Here is a 19,107-nt window from a genome sequence, read left to right on the forward strand (position 1 = left end):
ACTAGACCCATACACCGTGCCCAAGCCCGCCCCATGTCTGCCGTTACCCGTATAGACCACATCATGCAATCCGTGCGTGAACACATCGCGGCACGGACATATCCGCCCGGCACCCGCCTGCCTTCGATACGTGCCCAAGCCCAGGCAGCGGGGGTTTCCGTGTCCACCATTGTGGAAGCCTATGACAGGTTGGCGGCTGAAGGCCTGATCCAAGCTCGTGCAGGGTCCGGCTTTTACGTGACGGCTCCGTTGGCCCCGCTGAACTTGGCCGCCCTGGATCCGGCTTTGGAGCGGGATATTGACCCGTTATGGATCTCGCGCCAATCCTTGGAAGCAAATGCAGATGTATTAATGCCGGGCTGTGGCTGGTTACCCTCAGACTGGATGTACGACCAGGGAGTGCGTCGGGGCCTGCGCAAGGCAGCGCGTAGCCACAGCTCAGACTTAACGGACTACGGTTCGCCACTCGGTCTGGAGGCGTTGCGACAACGACTGGCCCGCCGTCTGGTGCTGTCCGAAATTGATGCGGCGCCTCATCAAATCATGCTGACCGACTCGGGCACACAGGCCATTGATCTGCTCTGTCGCTTTTTCCTGGAGCCTGACGATACCGTCTTGGTCGATGACCCGTGCTACTTCAATTTCCACGCCTTATTGCGAGCGCACCGAGCCAAGGTCGTCGGTGTGCCCTACACGCATCAAGGCCCCGATCTGGCGGCTTTTGAGGCGGCATTGCAAGAGCACAAACCCCGCCTCTACATCACCAACTCTGGCATACACAACCCAACTGGCGCACGCCTGTCGGCCATGACGGCACATAGCGTACTGGCCATGGCGCAACGTGCTGACCTCTATATTATTGAAGACGATATTTTCGGAGATCTGGAAACCCGCCCCGCAACCCGGCTAGCTGCACTGGATGGCCTGTCCCGCGTGGTGCAAATAGGCAGTTTCTCCAAAACACTATCGGCCTCGCTGCGTTGCGGATACATTGCGGCCCAGACTGCCTGGATCGAAAGCTTGGTGGATTTGCGTACCGCAACCAGCTTTAGCAGCAACCGCCTATCCGCTCAGATTTTGAATAGCGCACTTAGCGACAGCGGCTATCGCAAGCATCTGGAGCGCGTTCGATACCGGCTCTCCAAAGCAATGGATCACAGCCTGACCCAGTTGGAGCAGCTCGGCCTGACACCCTGGCTGCACCCCCGCGAAGGCATGTTTCTATGGTCACGGCTGCCCGCTGGACATGACGCCTTGAGTCTGGCCCGTGCGTGCCTGCCGCAGGGAGTGGTACTGGCCCCAGGCCCTGTGTTTAGCCAAGCTCCTGATGCCAAGCAGTTCCTGCGTTTCAACGCCGCACAATGCACGGACAAACGCGTCTTTAGCGTACTGAAACGCGCACTGGACAAAGAGCTGTCTGTCTAAAGCGCCCAGAGGTTTCAGGCCTCCTGCCGCCACACCCATATCAGTGTCCCGGTCGCGGCCAGGGGATTACAATCTGCCCTGTTATGCGGCCCATGTGGACCGCCACCACTGCCCCCATTCCCATGTCCCCAAAAGACTTACGCGATTTATTCCTGCTGGCCGCCATCTGGGGCGGCTCGTTTTTATTTACGCTGCAAGCTGCCCCCGACTTTGGTCCCTTCCCGCTGACCGCCGTGCGTGTCGGTTTCAGCGCCTTGGCCTTAATGAGCTACATCACCGTCACCGGACGTTTACCCTCCTTTCTGGCGAACTGGAAACCCATCTTTGCACTGGGTATTCTGAATGCCGCCGTACCCTTTTCCTTATATGCCTTTGCCGCCTTGCGGCTGGAATCGGGGCTGCTGGCCGTCTTGAACGCCATGGCTCCCTTGTTTGGTGCGCTTGTCGCCCGAGTCTGGCTGAAAGAGCGCCTGACACCCAGCCGCATTTTGGGGCTTTGTCTGGGTTTTCTGGGCATTCTGATTCTGGTGTACGACAAACTTAGCTTCAATAAAGGCGCCGAGGGCTGGGCCGTACTGGCTTCTTTGCTGGCTACCGTGTTCTACGGTATTGCCGCCAACTTTACCGCCCGCTACCTGCGTGGTGTACAGCCACAGGCCGTCGCCGCAGGCAGCATGGTCAGCGCAACATTGGTGCTGTTGCCAGCGGCTATTTACTGGTGGCCCGCACAGTTTCCGGGTCTGCATGCCTGGGGCGCTGCGCTGTCCTTATCCTTGCTGTGTACAGCGGTCGCCTACCTGATTTTTTACCGCCTGCTGTCCAATGTCGGCCCCTCTAAAACCATTACGGTGACCTTTCTGGTGCCGCCGTTTGGGGTGCTGTGGGGTGCCTTGCTCTTGGACGAAGCGCTGACCGCGCAGATGCTGATCGGCATGAGCACCGTACTATTTGGCACCTTGCTGGCCACAGGACTGATCGGCAAACGCAAGGCAGCGTAGGTCAGCTACGCCGCCTTGCGCACCCAGCTCTACATGTGGGCCGCAATGATGGAAACAGATAAGCAAGACTAGCCGTCCAGCCCCTGCTCCTGCCGCCAATGCTGGTAACGTTGCTCCAGCACCAGGCGCAAGGTTTCATAGCTGTTCCAATCGTCGGGCACGTGATAAATCGATGGCAAGGCCGCGTCGTCCAGCGTATCCACGTAATCGTCCAGAAACAGCTCGTCGTAATAAAAATCACTGAAAGCCTTACCCAGCTCGGACAAGTACTCGCTGACCAGCACATCATCGCAACACTCTTGCAGCAGTTGCGAGCCTTTGAGCATGTGATCACGGCACTGGCGAACCTCATTAGGGTAGCGATCTACGAAAGCACTCGCCAACAGGTCTTTTTCCACCAACCAGGCCAAATACATACCTATGTGTGTACGGCCGCCTTGCGGACCCAGATCGGCGGGATAATCTCCCCCAACATGCCAGTCTACGGCGTCATATTTAACGGGATCAGTGTGCGTTTTCAATGTCGAACCTCCGTAGGGATGCGTATGTCCTGAATCAGTATATCGATCACACAGCGGGTTTTAAGAAAACAATCTTAATAGTATCAATCCATTAGACACTCACACAGGGGACAGCCCAATAAAAAGCCGCCCGAAGGCGGCTTTGTCCAGCAACGATAGAAACAGCAGCAGATCGGAAATTATGTTCGCTCGAAAATCCCGGCGGCTCCCATGCCAGTACCAATACACATGGTGAGCATGCCGTATTTCAACTGACGACGCTGCAAGGCATGAACCACGGTCGCGGCACGCATGGCACCCGTTGCACCCAGAGGGTGGCCCATGGCAATAGCACCGCCCAGCGGATTAACGCGCTCGGGGTCCAGGCCCAGATCACGGATCACCGCCAGAGATTGAGCAGCAAAGGCTTCGTTCAGCTCGATCCAGTCCATCTGGTCTTGCTTCAGGCCAGCCAAGGCCAGCGCATGAGGCACAGCTTCTTTAGGGCCGATACCCATAATCTGCGGCGGCACACCACGGACCGAGAAGGTCACGAAACGGGCCAGCGGCGTCAGGTTGTGCTCACGCAACGCACGCTCGGAAACGACCAGCAAGGCACCTGCCCCATCTGAGGTCTGCGAGCTGTTGCCAGCCGTGACCGAACCACGCGCAGCAAACACGGGACGCAGTTTGCCCAGCACTTCCAGGCTGGTATCAGGACGTGGACCTTCGTCACGATCAACCACTTGGGTCTTGACGGAGATTTCCTGAGTGCTCAGGTTCGGCTGACGGCGTGTGACCGTCACAGGCAGAACTTCGCCCGTGAACTCGCCGGACTCCCACGCCTTGACGGCTTTCTGGTGCGACGCCAAGGCAAATGCGTCCTGATCCTCACGGGACACTTTCCACTGACGCGCCACTTCTTCGGCAGTCAGACCCATGCCGTAGGCAATACCGTAGTTCTCATCCGAGGTAAAAATCTCGGGGCTGAACGAGGTGTTTACACCCATCACCGGCACCTGGCTCATGGACTCCACACCCGACGCCACGAGGATGTCCGCCTGGCCCGTACGGATACGGTCGGCAGCAATCGCAATGGCACTCAAACCCGAAGCGCAGAATCGGTTGACGGTCATCCCGGCCACGGTGTGCGGCAGGCCTGCCAGCAGGGCAGAAATACGCGCAACGTTAAAGCCTTGCGGGCCTTCAGGCAGAGCGCAACCGGCTATCACCTCTTCAATGGCCGCAGGGTCCAGTTTGGGAACATCGGCCAGCATGCCGCGAATGGCCTCAGCCAGCAACTCGTCAGGGCGGTAGGACGAAAACACACCACGAGGCGCTTTTCCGATGGGCGTCCGCTTGGCAGCGACGATATAAGCTTGTTGTACAGTCATGTCTACTCCTTGATCCGCTCTAGTTACGCACTGGCTTGCCAGTGCTCAACATCCCAGTGATACGTTCCTGGGTCTTGGGGGAATTGAGCAGCTCCAGGAAAGCCTGCCGCTCTTGCGCCATCATCCAGGCTTCATCCACCAGCGAGCCGGGATCCACATCGCCCCCGCAGATCACGGTTACGACTTTCTCGGCAATATGGAAGTCATATTCCGAGATGAAACCACCTTCTTTCATGTTCACCAACTGTGCTTTCAGCGTGGCGATGCCATCGCGACCGGCAACCGGGAAGCGACGTGGCAATGGCGCACGCCAACCAGCGCTGGCCAGAGCCTGTGCCTGACGTACGGCCACGTAAACCAGTTCCTGGCGGTTCATGACGATGGTGTCAGACTCTTTCAGGAAACCAAGCTGACGGGCGTCCAGAGCGGAGCGCGACACCTGGGCGCTGGCTATAGCCAGAGCAAAACGCTTCAGATAGGCCAGCAGCGGGGCATCGGGTGCACCCATGGCTTGCAGTTCAGCAGAGCGACGAGCCGAGTAAGCCAGACCACCTGCGCCTGGAACCAGACCCACACCCACTTCAACCAGACCAATGTAGGACTCGAAGTGAGCGACGCGGTGCGCGCAATGCACAGCCAGTTCGCAACCGCCACCCAGTGCCAGACCGGCCACAGCAGCCACCACCGGCACTTGGGCGTAACGGATACGCAAAACCATGTCCTGCATGGCACGTTCCACAGGCTCAACGCCGGCCACACCTTCTTTCTCGAACACAGGCAAAATGGCTTTCAGGTCCGCGCCTGCGGAGAATGGATCACCCTCCTGGGCCACCACCAGCGCCTGATACGAAGCTTCGGCCAATTCAATGGCCTTGAACATGCCATTGACCACACCGGGGCTTAGCGTGTGCATCTTGGTCTTGAAGGACACGATCAGCACATCTTGTGGGTGCGGCGCGGGCAGTGTCCAGCAACGCACCGACTCATCTTCAAAAACGGTGGTGGTTTCCAGAGATTCGACCTCGCCAACCAGCAAAGGTGTGCCAATGTGACGCTGGTAAACAGGCAGATGGCTACGGCCTTCAAAACGGCTTTGCGAAGGATTCCAGGAGCCAGCGGCGGTGTGTACACCTTGCGCTTCCCACACAGGACCACGAGTCGCCCAGTCTGGCAGCGCCTGGCTGCTCAGCGTCTTGCCCTCTTGAATGTCCTGGTTGATCCACTCCGTCACCTGACGCCATCCGGCAGCCTGCCAGATCTCGAACGGGCCTTGCTTGTGGCCAAAGCCCCATTTCAAGGCCAGATCCAGCTGACGTGCGTTGTCGGCAATGTCTTGCAGATGAATGGCGCTGTAGTGGAAGGTATCACGTAGCACCGCCCACACAAATTGAGCCTGAGGTTTGTCGGACTCGCGCAGCTGACGCAGGCGCTCAGCCGGGTCACGTACGGCCAAAATGGCGGCCACATCGGGATCAATTTTCTGGTCAGCGGCCACGTAATCACGCTGCTGGACATCGAAACGCTGAATCTCGCGGCCCTTCTTGCGGAAGAAACCGGCGCCGGTCTTTTGACCCAAGGCGCCCGCATCAATCAGGCCCTGCACTTCTGGCGGCAGGCCAAAGTGTGCTTTGAAGCTGTCATCGGGCAGTTGATCCTGCATGGTGCGGATCACGTGTGCCAGCGTATCCAGACCAACCACGTCGGCGGTACGGTAAGTACCCGATTTGGCGCGGCCCAGGCGTGTGCCCGTCAATTCATCAACCTGCTCGTAGGTCAGGGAGAAACGGCGAGCCTGCTCGAACACGGACAGAATGCCAAAAACACCAATACGGTTACCGATAAAGTTGGGGGTATCTTTGGCGCGAACCACGCCCTTGCCCAACTGCGATACCAGGAAAGTTTCCAAAACATCCAGCAGCTCAGGCTGGGTGTATTTCGTGGGGATCAGCTCCACCAGGCTCATGTAGCGCGGTGGGTTGAAAAAGTGCACGCCGCAAAAACGTGGGCGCAGCGCTTCAGGCAGAACATCCGCCAAGGACGTGATGGACAAACCGGACGTGTTGCTGGCAATAATGGCATTAGGGTTCAGTGCTGGCCCGATCTTGCGATACAAATCCTGCTTCCAGTCCAGACGCTCGGCAATGGCTTCGATCACCAGATCGCAATCGGCCAGACGATCCAGATTGTCTTCGTAGTTGGCGGGTTCGATCAGGTCAGCCAAGTCTGGCGTACCTAAAGGAGCGGGATTCATTTTGCGCAGATTGGCAATGGCACGAATGGCAATGCCATTTTTTGGACCCTCGCGGGCGGGCAGATCAAACAGAACTACTGGTATGCCTGCATTGACGCAATGAGCGGCAATTTGCGCGCCCATGACGCCGGCACCGCACACGGCGACCCGACGCAAGGTACGGGCACTGCCCGTCACTGCACTGGCTGAACTAGATGTCATAGGTTTGTCTCCAGGAAACTAAAACCCCACGCAGCATAAGGCCCCAAAAGGACGCTCTACGATGCGAGGCAATCGAATAATCGTACACGCACAACCGGCTTTAAGACCATAAAGTCTTTTTTATTTTCAATCAAAGATGAGCATAGATCAAATCCGTCTTCATAAAACGGTCCATGTTCTGATCCTGGCCGGCCTGTCTATTCACTTAGATTTCTTTGCATAAAATTCAAACGGTTGTTTCAATGTCTTTTATTTCAATAGATTGAACCTATAAAAAGCCTATTTCCCCCTCCATTATCAGCAATTGCTTCATACCCTATCAAGCTGGCACCACACATGGTTTCAAGTTGTTTATTTAATTTTTTTCTTATTTATTTCAATTCATTTTTATTTAATTTTTTGATTTACTTTAATTAATTTTTTTCTTTAAACATTTCAAACAAATAAGGAACACTTGGGGATGGCAAGAGCTTAGAGCCATCCCTGCCCAGCAGCCATGCTCTTACTGATAAAGGCACCGCAGCACCTTTGGCAAGGAGGATCAGCCCCCTACCCCAGCCCACAAGAGGGCAAAAACGGCTTAATTTGTATGCCAGAATGCTCAAACTTCCACTTTTGACGAGCCCTATCCGCCTTCATTGCCCTATGACCCGGTCTCAAGAAGCTCCCCCTTTATCCTTAAGCGCTCTGTTTCTGATCTTTGCCCGCATTGGCCTGACCAGCTTTGGCGGGGGCTTGAGTGGCTGGCTAATGCGCGAGTTTGTCGTCCAGCGACGCCTGATGAGCCAGGCAGACTTTCTGAGCGGTCTGGCCCTATCCCAGGCACTACCCGGCATCAATGTGGTGAATCTCTCTATCTGGATTGGTTACCGTCTGCTGGCCGGACCTGGAGCTTTGCTTGCCACGCTGGGCATGGTGCTTCCCCCGCTGCTCCTGGCCATTTTCATGCTGATTGGTCTAGAACAACTGACAGGCTCTACCCTGGTGCCTCAGGCCATGGCCGGGATTGCCGCAGCCGCCATCGGTCTGTCGCTTGAAATGGGCGTACGCTCGGCGCGCAGCGCAGCTACCGGAATTGTGCCAATTGCGATCATGTTGGCGGTTTTTCTCGGCATTTTCGTCATGGAATGGAGCCTGATCCCCGTTATTCTGATCTGTGCGCCGCTCTCCGTCTGGTACGCCTGGCTGCAGCTTGGGGATTCATCGGCAGCACAATCATGATCACGGTCCTGTTCCAGCTCATGCGCGTGTTCGCGCCTCTGTCTTTTCTGACTATAGGCGGCGGGCAGAGCATCATCCCGGAAATTCACCGGCAATCGGTAGAAATCCATGGCTGGCTCAACAATCAGGAGTTTCTGGACCTGTTCGCCCTGTCGCGCCTGACACCCGGCCCGAAATCCTTGCTTGTGACTCTGGTGGGTTGGAAGGCAGCAGGCTGGGCCGGTGCCCTGGCCGCATCCGTAGCCATTTTTCTACCATCGGCCTTACTGATCTACTACTTGGCGACTATCTGGAAACGCCATGAAGGCACGCGCATCATCCGCGCTATTGAAATCGGGCTACTACCCATTGCCGCAGGCATGATCCTGGCCGCCAGCGGCACAATCCTAAAAGCGGCTCAAGGCGGATTGTGGGCCTGGGGCACAGCTCTGGCCTGTACGGCCATTCTGCTGCTAAGTCGCATCAACCCTTTATGGTTACTGGCAGGTGGCGGATTGCTCTTTGCCTTGATGCAACCTGCCACCTAAGATAAATTCGCCCCGTAAACATGAGGACTTCATCGCTAGACCCGACTTTAAGTAAGTGGCTGTATCAGGCGCCACAAAATGGGTCATAAAAGCGTCACGATCCTGTGTTCAGAAAGCGCAAGACATTGAGCCGCCAGAGCTGCAAGCAGTACAATGGCAGGTCCTTTTACCTCCCTTTTGCCCGCGACATGGCTGTAAATACTGACCAAGCCGTACTAAATCTGGATTCTGCCTCGCTGGGTTATGGTGCTTTTACCGTACTGGCGGACGTGTCCATGACCGTCCAGAAAGGCCAGGTCGTTGCCATGATGGGGGGATCGGGTTCCGGAAAAACAACACTTCTGCGTGCTGCTACTGGGCAAATTCGCGCCCAAAAAGGCACGGTCACGGTTTTTGGCCAGGACCTGGCCAAGCTGGACGGCGAGGCCCTGCGCCAGACGCGTCAACGCATGGGTGTACTGTTTCAGCAGGGTGCCCTGTTTACCGACCTGAACGTATTTGAAAACGTGGCTTTCCCTTTGCGGGAGCTAACAAACGATTCTGAACCCGCCATTGAAGATCGTGTGCTGGACAAGCTGGACGCCGTTGGCCTGCGTGCCGCCGCCCATTTGGGCATCAATGAAATCTCTGGCGGTATGGCCCGCCGGGTTGCCTTGGCTCGCGCCATTGTGCTGGAGCCCGAGCTGATTCTGTACGACGAACCCTTTGCCGGCCTGGATCCTATTTCTATGGGCATTACCGCACAACTGATTCGAGACCTGACGGACCGCCTGAACTGCGCTTCGGTACTGATTACGCACGATGTGGCCGAATCTTTTGCCATTGCTGATCAAGTCTATATGGTTGGCCAGGGACGTTTGCTAACCCAAGGCACGCCCACCGAGCTGCGCGCCTCCAAAGATCCCTACGTGCAACAGTTCCTGCGTGGCGAACCCGATGGCCCCATCGCCTTTAACTATCCCGTCACCCCGGCTTTTGAAGCCTGGCTCCAAAATCGGACGACGCGCTCATGAACTTCATTACCGCCCCGATTAGCGCGCTAGGCACTGCGATACGCAACAGCATTTACGGGCTGGGCGCATTCAGCCGCCTTTTTGCTGCCTTGCTAGCACGTTCATCGCTGCTGTGGCGCCGCCCCCGTCTGGTTTCCCAGCAAATTCACTTTATCGGCAACTATTCGCTGCTGATCATTGCCGTTTCCGGCCTGTTCGTCGGTTTTGTGCTGGGCTTGCAAGGCTATTACACACTGAATCGTTATGGTTCCGAAGAGGCGCTGGGTCTGCTGGTCGCCCTGTCTTTGGTACGAGAACTGGGCCCCGTTGTGACCGCTTTGCTGTTCGCTGGTCGGGCCGGTACGTCGCTCACGGCCGAGATCGGTTTGATGAAAGCCGGTGAACAGATTGCTGCCATGGAAGTCATGGCAGTCGACCCCTTGCGACGCCTGCTGGTGCCGCGTTTTTGGGGTGGCATTATTGCCATGCCTATTCTGGCCGCCGTCTTTTCCATGGTCGGTATTTTGGGCGGCTATATCGTCGGCGTACAAATGATCGGCATTGATGCCGGCGCCTTTTGGTCACAGATGCAAAATGGCGTCGATGTGATTGATGACGTACTCAACGGTGTGATCAAGAGCCTGGTATTTGGCCTGATCGTGACCTTGATTGCGCTGTATATGGGCTGGCATGCCAAGGCCACGCCCGAAGGCGTTTCTCGCGCGACCACACGCACCGTTGTCAGCGGCGCTTTGGCGGTATTGGGCACGGACTTCCTGCTCACCGCCCTTATGTTCAGTTAACTATTTAGGAATTGCTCAGCTATGAATCGCGAGAAAACCGATTTCTGGGTTGGCCTGTTTGTTTTGCTGGGGCTGGTCGCACTGGCATTCCTGGCTCTGCGGGCGGGTAACCTCAGTTCTTTTTCCTTTGCCAAAACCTACCAGGTCTCTGCCAAGTTCGATAATCTAGGTGGCCTGAAACCACGTGCGCCCATCAAGGCCAGCGGTGTGGTCGTTGGTCGAGTCAGCTCCATTGGTTTTGACAATCAGGACTTCAAAGCCGTGGTCACACTGGATATGGACGAACACTACAAATTCCCCGTAGACACGTCGGCCTCCATTCTGACCTCGGGCCTGTTGGGTGAACAATACATAGGTCTGACTGCCGGCGGCGACGACAAGAATTTGCAAAGCGGTAGCACCATTACCTATACCCAAAGCGCGGTTGTGCTGGAGGAACTGATCAGCAAGTTCCTTTACAACACGGCCTCCAATGACGGCGGCTCCAAATCGGAGTAGTAAACCGCTGACTCATGCTCATTACAGACGACACAACCATGAATACAACAACTCGCCGCTCTTACTCCCTGCCTCGTGGAGTCCGTTTGAGCCTGGTCGGTGCCAGTGCTGCCCTTGTGGCCGGTTGCGCCAATGTGCCCAACCCCAACCCCCAGGACCCATGGGAGAGCATGAACCGTGGCATCTACGCTTTTAACGAAACCGTGGACGGCGCGCTGATCAAACCCATTGCAGAAGGCTATACCGCCCTGACACCGCAGCCTGCACGCACCTGCATTAGTAACATTTTCAACAACCTGGGCGATGCCTGGTCGGCCGTCAACAGCTTCCTGCAAGGCGAGCATGTTGACTTCTTCAACACCCTGGGCCGTGTCCTGTTCAACTCCACCATGGGCCTGGGTGGTTGTATCGACGTTGCCACCATGAACGGCTCTGAGCGCATCCCCAACGACTTTGGCGTAACGCTGGGTGTATGGGGCATCAAGCCTGGACCTTACGTGGTTCTGCCCTTCTTTGGCCCAAGCACGGTTCGTGACGGTTTGGCACGTGGCACCAGCTTCCTGGAAGGCTTTTCCTCCACGGGTCCGATCATGGCGATCAAGGATGTACCGGTACGCAACAGCATCATGGGTCTGTGGGCGCTGGATGCCCGCGCCGGCGTGCTGGATACAGAAAAACTTGTTAACGACATCGCCCTTGACCGCTACAGCTTCATACGCGACGCTTACCTGCAACGACGCCATGCGATGGTTCAAGACCGCCGCACCGGTGGCGACACCAGCCAGGATCTGCCTGACTACTCGGACGCAGACGAATAAAAACGCCCTGCCCGCAGAACATTATTCCGGAGTTTTTTTATGATTTCCCGTCCCGCCTTGGGCGGGACTGCTTTGCAGTCCTCTCCCTCTCGCCTGATTTCCTGGGTTCTGACCACCTGTGCCGCGCTGGCCCTGTGTTTGTATGCTGTCGCCGCGCACGCCCAAGCCGCCGACCCTAAAGGCGAGCCCAACAAGTTTGTTGAAACGGTTGGCAATCAGGCATTGCAAGTTGTCAAGGCAAGCGAGGCCATCCGCAAGGGTGATCGTGCTGCCATCACGGCCGCTGTGAACGAAAACATCATGCCGTACGTCAATCTGGAAAAGACCACTCGCCTGTCCGCTGGCCGCTACTGGCGCCAAGCCAGCGCAGATCAACGCCAAAGACTGGTCGAGGCTTTCAAGGGCACCTTGGTTCGCACCTACAGCGGCGCCTTGTCCCGTGTGGATGACAAGACCCAGCTGACCATTCTGCCTTTCCGTGGTGATGCCAATGCGGACGACGTGGTTGTGCGCTCCTCGCTGACCCAGTCCAACGGTGGCCCGGTTGGCGTAGATTACCGCCTGGAGAAAACACCTGAAGGCTGGAGAATCTACGACTTGAACGTGGAAGGTATCTGGCTGATCCAAAACTACCGCAACCAGTTTGCCCAGCAAATTGAACAAAGTGGCATTGATGGCCTGATTCAGGCGCTGAACAAGCAAAACAGCTAAGACAGGCCGTGGCAAGCTCGGGCGCTTTGGTCGAGCTTTCTTAAGCAGACCAGAGTCGTACTCTATAATAAAGAGCCTGATCACCCCCAAACAGGTCTACGCCCATGCGTAGGCCTGTTTAGTTAACAAAGACGCTACCGCGACGACTTGTACCGCCACACTCGCGTCAGGCCAACCAAATTGCCATGTCCGCCTTCAAACTCGATAACGTCAGCAAACGCTTCGCCCCCCAAAGCCGGGGACTCAAAAGCCTGTTTTCCCCTCCCCGCTCCGATGCCGGTTTTCTGGCCGTCGATCAGGTCAGCCTGACTATCGAACATGGTGAGTTTTTTGGCTTGCTCGGCCCCAACGGCGCCGGCAAAACAACCCTGATTTCCATGTTGGCAGGCCTGACCCGTCCCACCAGCGGCCAGGTCAGTGTCTGTGGTTACGATGTGCGCACCCAGTACCAAAAAGCCCGCCAATCGCTGGGCGTGGTGCCACAGGAAATTGTTTATGATCCCTTTTTCACTGTTCGTGAAACCTTGCGTCTGCAATCGGGCTATTTTGGCCTGAAACACAATGATGACTGGATCGACGAGATCCTGGCCAATCTGGCCTTGAGCGACAAGGCCGACACCAATATGCGTGCCTTGTCCGGTGGCATGAAGCGCCGCGTGCTGGTTGCCCAGGCACTGGTCCATCGCCCCCCTGTCATTATTCTGGATGAACCCACTGCCGGTGTGGACGTGGACCTGCGCCGCACGCTGTGGGAATTCATCATTCGTCTGAATCAACAAGGCCACACCATCTTGCTGACCACCCACTATCTGGAAGAAGCCCAGGCCCTCTGTGGCCGACTGGCCATGCTCAAGAGTGGCAAGATTGTCGCCCTGGATACCACACAAGCCATTATGGAACGCGCGGGTGGCCACGATCTGGAGGATGCATTTGTGCGCATCATGCACAACGAAGGAAAAATGGGAGTCGCACTGTGAACCAGAACCCCTCTCCCAAACACTGGGGTGTGCCACAAAACACGGACGCACCCACAAGCAAGATCGGCACCCTGAGCCTGCCCCCTCAGCCCAAGATGGGCTCGGGCTTCCCGACACTGCTGCGCAAAGAGCTGATGCGTTTCTGGAAAGTGGGCTTTCAGACCATTGCCGCTCCGGTGCTGACAGCGCTGATGTATTTGCTGATTTTCGCCCACGTACTGGAAGGTCGCGTCACGGTGTACGACTCCGTGCCCTATACCGCCTTCCTGATTCCGGGCCTGATGATGATGAGCATGTTGCAAAACGCCTTTGCCAACCCCTCGTCATCATTGATTCAAAGCCGCATCACAGGCAATCTGGTCTTTATCCTGTTGCCGCCACTGTCGCACCGCGAAATTTTCGCTGCTTATCTGCTGGCGTCCATCGCCCGTGGCATCTGTGTGGGCCTCTGTGTCTGGTTGGTGTCCCTGTTCTTTGTCTCCTTGCCCCTGGCCAAGCCTTTGTGGGTATTGGTCTTTGCCGTCCTGTCTTGCGGCATCATGGGCACCTTAGGCTTGATCGCCGGCCTGTGGTCTGAAAAATTCGACCAGTTGGCCGCGTTCCAGAACTTTCTGATCATGCCCGCCACCTTTTTGTCAGGTGTGTTCTATTCAATTCATAGCCTGCCGCCGTTTTGGCAGACTGTTTCACACTGGAATCCGTTGCTCTATACCATTGACGGATTCCGCTACGGTTTTTTTGCCGCCTCGGATATTTCTCCCTGGTTCAGCCTGACCGTTGTCGCCAGCGTCTTTGTTGCGCTGTGTCTGATTTCGCTACGCCTGCTTGCCTCAGGCTATAAATTACGGAATTGATCTCATGTTGCCGACTCCCGAACAAGTTCACCAATACATTGCCGACAACCTGCCCTGTGAACACTTGCAAGTGCAAGGCGATGGTTCGCACTTTGAGGCCCTGATCGTCAGCACCGCCTTTGAAGGCAAACGCCTGATTGCGCGTCACCAACTGGTCTACAAGGCCCTGGGTGACCGGATGAAAGCTGAAATCCACGCCCTGTCCATGCGCACGCTGACCCCCGACGAATACAAGGCCAATCCGAATGGATAAATTACGCATCACAGGTGGACAACGCCTCAATGGCGAGATCACCGTCTCTGGCGCCAAAAACGCTGCTCTGCCTATTCTGTGCGCCAGTTTGCTGACTGCCGATACGGTGTACCTGGACAATGTCCCGCGTCTGCGCGATATCGACACCACCCTGAAGCTCTTGGGCCAGTTGGGTGTCACCCAGGAGCGAAATGGCACGCTGGAGCTCAATGCAGGCAACATCACCAATCTGGAAGCGCCCTACGAACTGGTGAAAACCATGCGCGCCTCGATTCTGGTGCTGGGCCCCCTGCTGGCCCGCTTTGGCCAGGCCCGCGTCAGCCTGCCCGGTGGTTGCGCCATTGGCCAACGCCCGGTAGATCAGCACATCAAGGGTCTGGCTGCCATGGGTGCAGAAATCCATGTCGAGCATGGCTTTGTGAATGCCCGCGCCAAACGCTTGCGTGGTGCAGTGGTGCGCACGGACATGGTGACAGTCACCGGCACCGAAAACCTGATGATGGCCGCTGTCCTGGCAGAAGGCCAAACCATTCTGGAGAACGCGGCCCGCGAACCGGAAATTATTGATCTGGCCGAGTTGCTGATCAAGATGGGCGCCAAGATCCAGGGCCACGGCACCGACCGCATCGTCATTGACGGTGTCGAGCGTCTGCACGGTGCCAAGCACACCATCTGCCCCGACCGTATCGAAGCCGGTACTTTCCTGTGCGCCGTTGCCGCTACGGGCGGTGAACTCACCCTGCGCAATACCGATGCCGACGCCATGGGCGCCACGCTGGACAAGCTGCGCGAAGCCGGTCTGCACATTGAAACCGGCCCAGACTGGATCAAGGCCAGCATGAATGCTCGCCCCAAGGCCGTTAGCTTTCGCACCAGCGAATATCCCGGTTTCCCTACCGACATGCAGGCTCAACTGATGGCCTTGAACACCATTGCCGACGGCACCGCCTCGGTTGTGGAAACCATCTTTGAAAATCGCTACATGCACGTGCAGGAATTGAACCGTCTGGGTGCACAGATTGATATCGAAGGCCATATGGCCGTGGTTACCGGCGCCCCCTACCTGACGGGCGCTACCGTCATGGCAACCGACCTGCGTGCGTCGGCCAGTTTGGTCATTGCGGGTCTGGCTGCTCGGGGTGACACCACCGTCGAACGCATCTACCATCTGGACCGTGGCTACGACCGTATGGAAGCCAAGCTTCAAGCCGTAGGCGCCAACATCGAGCGAATCAGCAGCAAGGAAATCTAATGAGTCCCGCCGGTTTAAATCAACCTCTGACGCTGGCCTTGTCCAAAGGCCGGATTTTTGACGAAACCCTGCCTTTGCTGGAAGAGGCGGGCATCAAAGTGCTGGAAAGCCCGGAAACGTCGCGCAAACTGATCCTGCCCACCAACAATCCGGACCTGCGTCTGATTATTGTGCGTGCCACGGACGTGCCGACCTACGTGCAGTACGGTGCCGCCCATATCGGGATTGCCGGCAAGGACGTGTTGTACGAGCACATGGAACAGCACCCCGGCGGTCTATACCAGCCCGTGGATCTGAACATTGCCCGTTGCCGTCTGTGCGTAGCCGTGGCGGAGGGCTTTGACTACCATTCGGCTGTCAAACAAGGTTCGCGCTTGCGTATCGCAACCAAATACACGCGCGCGGCTCGCGAACACTTCGCCAGCAAAGGCGTGTACGTGGACCTGATCAAGCTATATGGCTCCATGGAGCTGGCCCCGCTGGTCGGTCTGGCTGACGCCATTGTGGATCTGGTCTCCAGCGGCGGCACCCTGCGTGCCAACAAGCTAGTGGAAGTGGAAGACATCACCCCCATCTCCTCGCGTTTGATCGTCAATCAAGCTGCCATGAAAAACCGTGGTACCCAGCTACAACCCCTGATCGACGCTTTCTCTCGCGCCTCGGTGGACGAGTAAAATCTCCCCTGCTTCTTGCAGGGGACAAACAGCCGGACAATCCTGCTTGCGCAAAAGACGCAGACCGCCTTTTGCGCAAGCGAAATGTTATACACTGGCCCTTGATCCTTAGCTTTTTCCTATAGCGACATGTCACTGATCCATCGCCTGAACTCTCAATCCGCCCAGTTCGATGCCGAACTGCGCACGCTACTGGCTTACGAAGCGTCTGAAGACGCATCTATCGAGCACGCTTGTGCCGAGATTCTGCATCGTATCCAGCATGAGGGAGACACGGCCTTGTTGGATTACACCCAGCGCTTTGACCGACTGGCCGTTGAACAGGCTTCGGCACTGGAAATTTCTAAAGAAGAGCTGTTTGCAGCCCTGGACAGCCTGCCCGCCGATCAGCGCAAGGCACTGGAGCAGGCCGCCGAGCGCGTGCGCCGTTATCACGAACATCAACGTGCCCAAACCTGGACCTACACAGAAGCCGACGGCACCGTGCTGGGCCAGCAAGTCACCCCCTTGGACCGTGTGGGACTGTATGTTCCCGGTGGCAAGGCCGCTTACCCCTCCTCGGTTCTGATGAACGCCATTCCCGCCAAAGTGGCGGGTGTTCCTGAACTGATCATGGTCACGCCTACACCCGATGGCGTGCGCAACCCTATCGTGCTGGCCGCCGCCGCCATAGGTGGTGTCGATCGCGTGTTCACCATTGGTGGCGCACAAGCCGTGGGCGCCTTGGCTTACGGCACGGATACCATTCCTGCGGTGGACAAGATTGTCGGCCCCGGCAACGCCTATGTAGCCGCTGCCAAACGCCGCGTCTTTGGTGTGGTGGGTATCGACATGATTGCCGGCCCCTCCGAAATCCTGATCATCAGCGACGGCAGTGCTCCGGCCGACTGGGTGGCCATGGACCTGTTCTCCCAGGCCGAACACGACGAGCTGGCCCAGGCCATCTTGCTGTGCCCCGATGCCGACTTTCTGGATCAGGTTGAAGCCGCTATCGAACGCTTGTTACCCACCATGCCACGCGAGGACATCATCCGTCGCAGCCTGTCTGGCCGGGGAGCCCTGATCCACGTCCGCGATCTGGACGAGGCCTGTCAGATCAGCAACCATATCGCGCCGGAACACCTGGAAGTCTCTACCCGGAACGCCCAGGACTTGTTGGGCAAAATCCGCCATGCTGGCGCCATTTTCCTAGGCCCCTACAGCTCCGAATCGCTGGGCGATTACTGTGCCGGGCCTAACCATGTCCTGCCGACGGCACGCACTGCGCGTTTCTCGTCACCGTTGGGCGTCTACGATTTCCAGAAACGCAGCAGCATTATTCAGGTTTCAGAATCAGGCGCCCAGACACTGGGACCCATAGCCGCTACGCTGGCACAAGGCGAGGGCCTGTACGCCCACGCTGCCAGCGCGCAATTCCGATTGAACCAATCCTGATACCGGCCTTGCCGCCGGCTCTGATATGCGTACCGCCGAGATTACCCGCAATACCAATGAAACCCGCATCCGCGTGGCCGTTAACCTGGACGGCACCGGCCGTCACTCGCTCAACAGCGGTGTGCCTTTTCTGGACCACATGCTGGACCAGATTGCCCGCCACGGTCTGATCGACTTGGATGTGCACTGTGAGGGCGATACCCACATCGACGACCACCATACCGTCGAAGATATCGGCATTGCGCTGGGCCAGGCATTTGCCAAGGCTGTCGGTAGCAAAGCCGGTCTGCGCCGCTATGGCCACTCCTACGTGCCGCTGGACGAAGCCCTGTCGCGCGTCGTCGTGGACTTCTCCGGTCGCCCTGGTCTGTTTTATTTTGTGCCCTTTACCCGCGCACGAATCGGTCAGTTCGATGTAGACTTGGCACGCGAGTTTTTCCAGGGTTTTGTCAACCACGCCCTGGTTTCTATGCACATCGATAACCTGCGCGGCGAAAACGCACATCATCAGTGCGAAACCGTGTTTAAAGCCTTTGGTCGAGCATTGCGTATGGCTCTGGAGCTGGACCCACGTAGCGAAGGCGTGGTGCCTTCGACCAAAGGGGTTCTGTAAACGTCCTTTGGACACACATCGTGACCACTATCGCTATTGTCGATTACGGTTCGGGCAACATCTTCTCGGTTGCCCGGGCACTGCATGCCGCTGCACCTGATGCGCGCATTGTTCTTGCTCAAACTCCTCAAGCCATTCTGGATGCGGACCGGGTTGTATTACCCGGCCAGGGAGCCATGCCCGATTGCATGGCCCACCTGGACCAATCCGGTTTGCGCGATGCCTTGCTGACTGCAGCCCGCAGCAAACCTTTATTAGGTATCTGCGTAGGCGAACAAATGCTGTTCGACTCCAGTCAGGAAGGCAATGTCCCCTGTTTAGGTCTGATTCCCGGCCAAGTGCGCCGTTTTGAGGGCCCAAACTACAAAAGCAGCGACCACGCCTCCGGCACCGGGCTGAAAGTGCCCCATATTGGCTGGAACCGCGTACACCAGACTCAAGACCACCCCTTATGGGCTGGCATTGAAGATGGCGCGTTCTTTTACTTTGTGCATAGCTACTTTGTCGATCCGCTGCATATAGATCAAACTTGTGGTTCGACGCACTATGGCCAACGCTTTACCTCGGCGATCGCAAACGCTAATATTTTTGCGTTGCAATGCCATCCTGAGAAAAGTGCGGACAACGGCCTGCAACTGTTCCGGAATTTCGCCAACTGGAAGCCATGATTTTTCAATAAAGCTTCCTAGCGTCTTTTCGACTTTTTCCGAC

General features: G+C 56.9%; 20 protein-coding genes. 17 read left to right on the forward strand and 3 right to left on the reverse strand.

All coding sequences use genetic code 11. The features are described from left to right. The first annotated feature begins 33 nt into the window (after positions 1–33). Positions 34–1,425 carry a PLP-dependent aminotransferase family protein gene (locus tag OKX01_RS17330; protein WP_264672175.1) on the forward strand — a complete coding sequence of 464 codons (1,392 nt, stop codon included), beginning with the start codon at positions 34–36 and terminating at the stop codon, positions 1,423–1,425. A gap of 122 nt (positions 1,426–1,547) precedes the next feature. Further along, the gene (locus tag OKX01_RS17335; RefSeq protein WP_264672176.1) at positions 1,548–2,423 is read left to right on the forward strand and encodes a DMT family transporter; all 876 of its coding nucleotides are present in this window, start codon (positions 1,548–1,550) and stop codon (positions 2,421–2,423) included. 68 nt (positions 2,424–2,491) lie between these two features. Here the strand turns inward: OKX01_RS17335 and OKX01_RS17340 are convergent, their stop codons facing one another. The 3 genes from OKX01_RS17340 to OKX01_RS17350 form a co-directional block, all read right to left on the reverse strand. Continuing rightward, positions 2,492–2,944, reverse strand: a complete 453-nt coding sequence (locus OKX01_RS17340) for a hypothetical protein (RefSeq protein ID WP_094197978.1) — start codon at positions 2,942–2,944, stop codon at positions 2,492–2,494. 179 nt (positions 2,945–3,123) lie between these two features. Next, positions 3,124–4,317 carry an acetyl-CoA C-acyltransferase gene (locus OKX01_RS17345; protein ID WP_264672177.1) on the reverse strand — a complete coding sequence of 398 codons (1,194 nt, stop codon included), beginning with the start codon at positions 4,315–4,317 and terminating at the stop codon, positions 3,124–3,126. Positions 4,318–4,336: 19 nt separating this feature from the next. After that, on the reverse strand, positions 4,337–6,691 hold the full coding sequence (locus OKX01_RS17350; protein ID WP_230019467.1) for a 3-hydroxyacyl-CoA dehydrogenase/enoyl-CoA hydratase family protein: 2,355 nt from the start codon (positions 6,689–6,691) through the stop codon (positions 4,337–4,339). A gap of 723 nt (positions 6,692–7,414) precedes the next feature. On the opposite strand from OKX01_RS17350, the gene OKX01_RS17355 reads away from it, so the two are divergent. The 15 genes from OKX01_RS17355 (at position 7,415) to hisH (ending at position 19,064) form a co-directional block, all read left to right on the forward strand. Beyond that, positions 7,415–7,990, forward strand: coding sequence for a chromate transporter (locus OKX01_RS17355; protein ID WP_094197981.1), 576 nt, complete (start codon positions 7,415–7,417; stop codon positions 7,988–7,990). After that, a complete protein-coding gene (locus OKX01_RS17360; RefSeq protein ID WP_094197982.1) occupies positions 7,987–8,517 on the forward strand; it encodes a chromate transporter in 531 nt (176 codons plus the stop codon). The genes OKX01_RS17355 and OKX01_RS17360 overlap by 4 nt, the downstream gene beginning before the upstream one ends. A 188-nt stretch (positions 8,518–8,705) precedes the next feature. Beyond that, positions 8,706–9,530: an ABC transporter ATP-binding protein gene (locus OKX01_RS17365; protein WP_094197983.1), complete on the forward strand. Its 825-nt coding sequence runs from the start codon at positions 8,706–8,708 to the stop codon at positions 9,528–9,530. After that, positions 9,527–10,312, forward strand: coding sequence for a lipid asymmetry maintenance ABC transporter permease subunit MlaE (mlaE, locus tag OKX01_RS17370; protein WP_162496915.1), 786 nt, complete (start codon positions 9,527–9,529; stop codon positions 10,310–10,312). Before OKX01_RS17365 ends, mlaE begins: the two co-directional genes overlap by 4 nt. 21 nt (positions 10,313–10,333) lie before the next feature. Next, positions 10,334–10,810, forward strand: a complete 477-nt coding sequence (gene mlaD / locus OKX01_RS17375; protein WP_094197984.1) for an outer membrane lipid asymmetry maintenance protein MlaD — start codon at positions 10,334–10,336, stop codon at positions 10,808–10,810. A gap of 38 nt (positions 10,811–10,848) precedes the next feature. After that, positions 10,849–11,628 (forward strand): VacJ family lipoprotein, encoded by a 780-nt coding sequence (locus tag OKX01_RS17380; RefSeq protein ID WP_249460452.1) that lies wholly within the window; start codon positions 10,849–10,851, stop codon positions 11,626–11,628. 39 nt (positions 11,629–11,667) lie between these two features. Then, positions 11,668–12,339, forward strand: a complete 672-nt coding sequence (locus OKX01_RS17385; RefSeq protein ID WP_094197985.1) for a phospholipid-binding protein MlaC — start codon at positions 11,668–11,670, stop codon at positions 12,337–12,339. Between the two features lie 185 nt (positions 12,340–12,524). Then, the gene (locus OKX01_RS17390; protein WP_108728398.1) at positions 12,525–13,316 is read left to right on the forward strand and encodes an ABC transporter ATP-binding protein; all 792 of its coding nucleotides are present in this window, start codon (positions 12,525–12,527) and stop codon (positions 13,314–13,316) included. A 95-nt stretch (positions 13,317–13,411) separates the two neighbouring features. Continuing rightward, positions 13,412–14,170, forward strand: a complete 759-nt coding sequence (locus OKX01_RS17395; protein WP_094198456.1) for an ABC transporter permease — start codon at positions 13,412–13,414, stop codon at positions 14,168–14,170. 4 nt (positions 14,171–14,174) lie between these two features. Further along, complete coding sequence (locus tag OKX01_RS17400) at positions 14,175–14,423, forward strand: BolA family protein (protein ID WP_009455487.1); 249 nt, start codon at positions 14,175–14,177, stop codon at positions 14,421–14,423. Further along, a complete protein-coding gene (murA, locus tag OKX01_RS17405) occupies positions 14,416–15,675 on the forward strand; it encodes a UDP-N-acetylglucosamine 1-carboxyvinyltransferase (protein WP_264672178.1) in 1,260 nt (419 codons plus the stop codon). The genes OKX01_RS17400 and murA overlap by 8 nt, the downstream gene beginning before the upstream one ends. Continuing rightward, a complete protein-coding gene (gene hisG, locus OKX01_RS17410; protein WP_094197988.1) occupies positions 15,675–16,349 on the forward strand; it encodes an ATP phosphoribosyltransferase in 675 nt (224 codons plus the stop codon). Before murA ends, hisG begins: the two co-directional genes overlap by 1 nt. Before the next feature lie 129 nt (positions 16,350–16,478). Then, the gene (gene hisD, locus OKX01_RS17415) at positions 16,479–17,783 is read left to right on the forward strand and encodes a histidinol dehydrogenase (protein WP_094197989.1); all 1,305 of its coding nucleotides are present in this window, start codon (positions 16,479–16,481) and stop codon (positions 17,781–17,783) included. Between the two features lie 25 nt (positions 17,784–17,808). Continuing rightward, positions 17,809–18,396 (forward strand): imidazoleglycerol-phosphate dehydratase HisB, encoded by a 588-nt coding sequence (gene hisB / locus OKX01_RS17420; protein ID WP_094197990.1) that lies wholly within the window; start codon positions 17,809–17,811, stop codon positions 18,394–18,396. A gap of 20 nt (positions 18,397–18,416) precedes the next feature. After that, entirely contained in the window at positions 18,417–19,064 is a 648-nt protein-coding gene (hisH, locus tag OKX01_RS17425) for an imidazole glycerol phosphate synthase subunit HisH (protein WP_094197991.1), read from the forward strand. Positions 19,065–19,107: the final 43 nt, after the last annotated feature.

Origin of the sequence: Alcaligenes sp. SMD-FA, from assembly GCF_025960365.1 — a bacterium.
In the GTDB taxonomy this organism is placed as follows: domain Bacteria; phylum Pseudomonadota; class Gammaproteobacteria; order Burkholderiales; family Burkholderiaceae_B; genus Alcaligenes; species Alcaligenes aquatilis.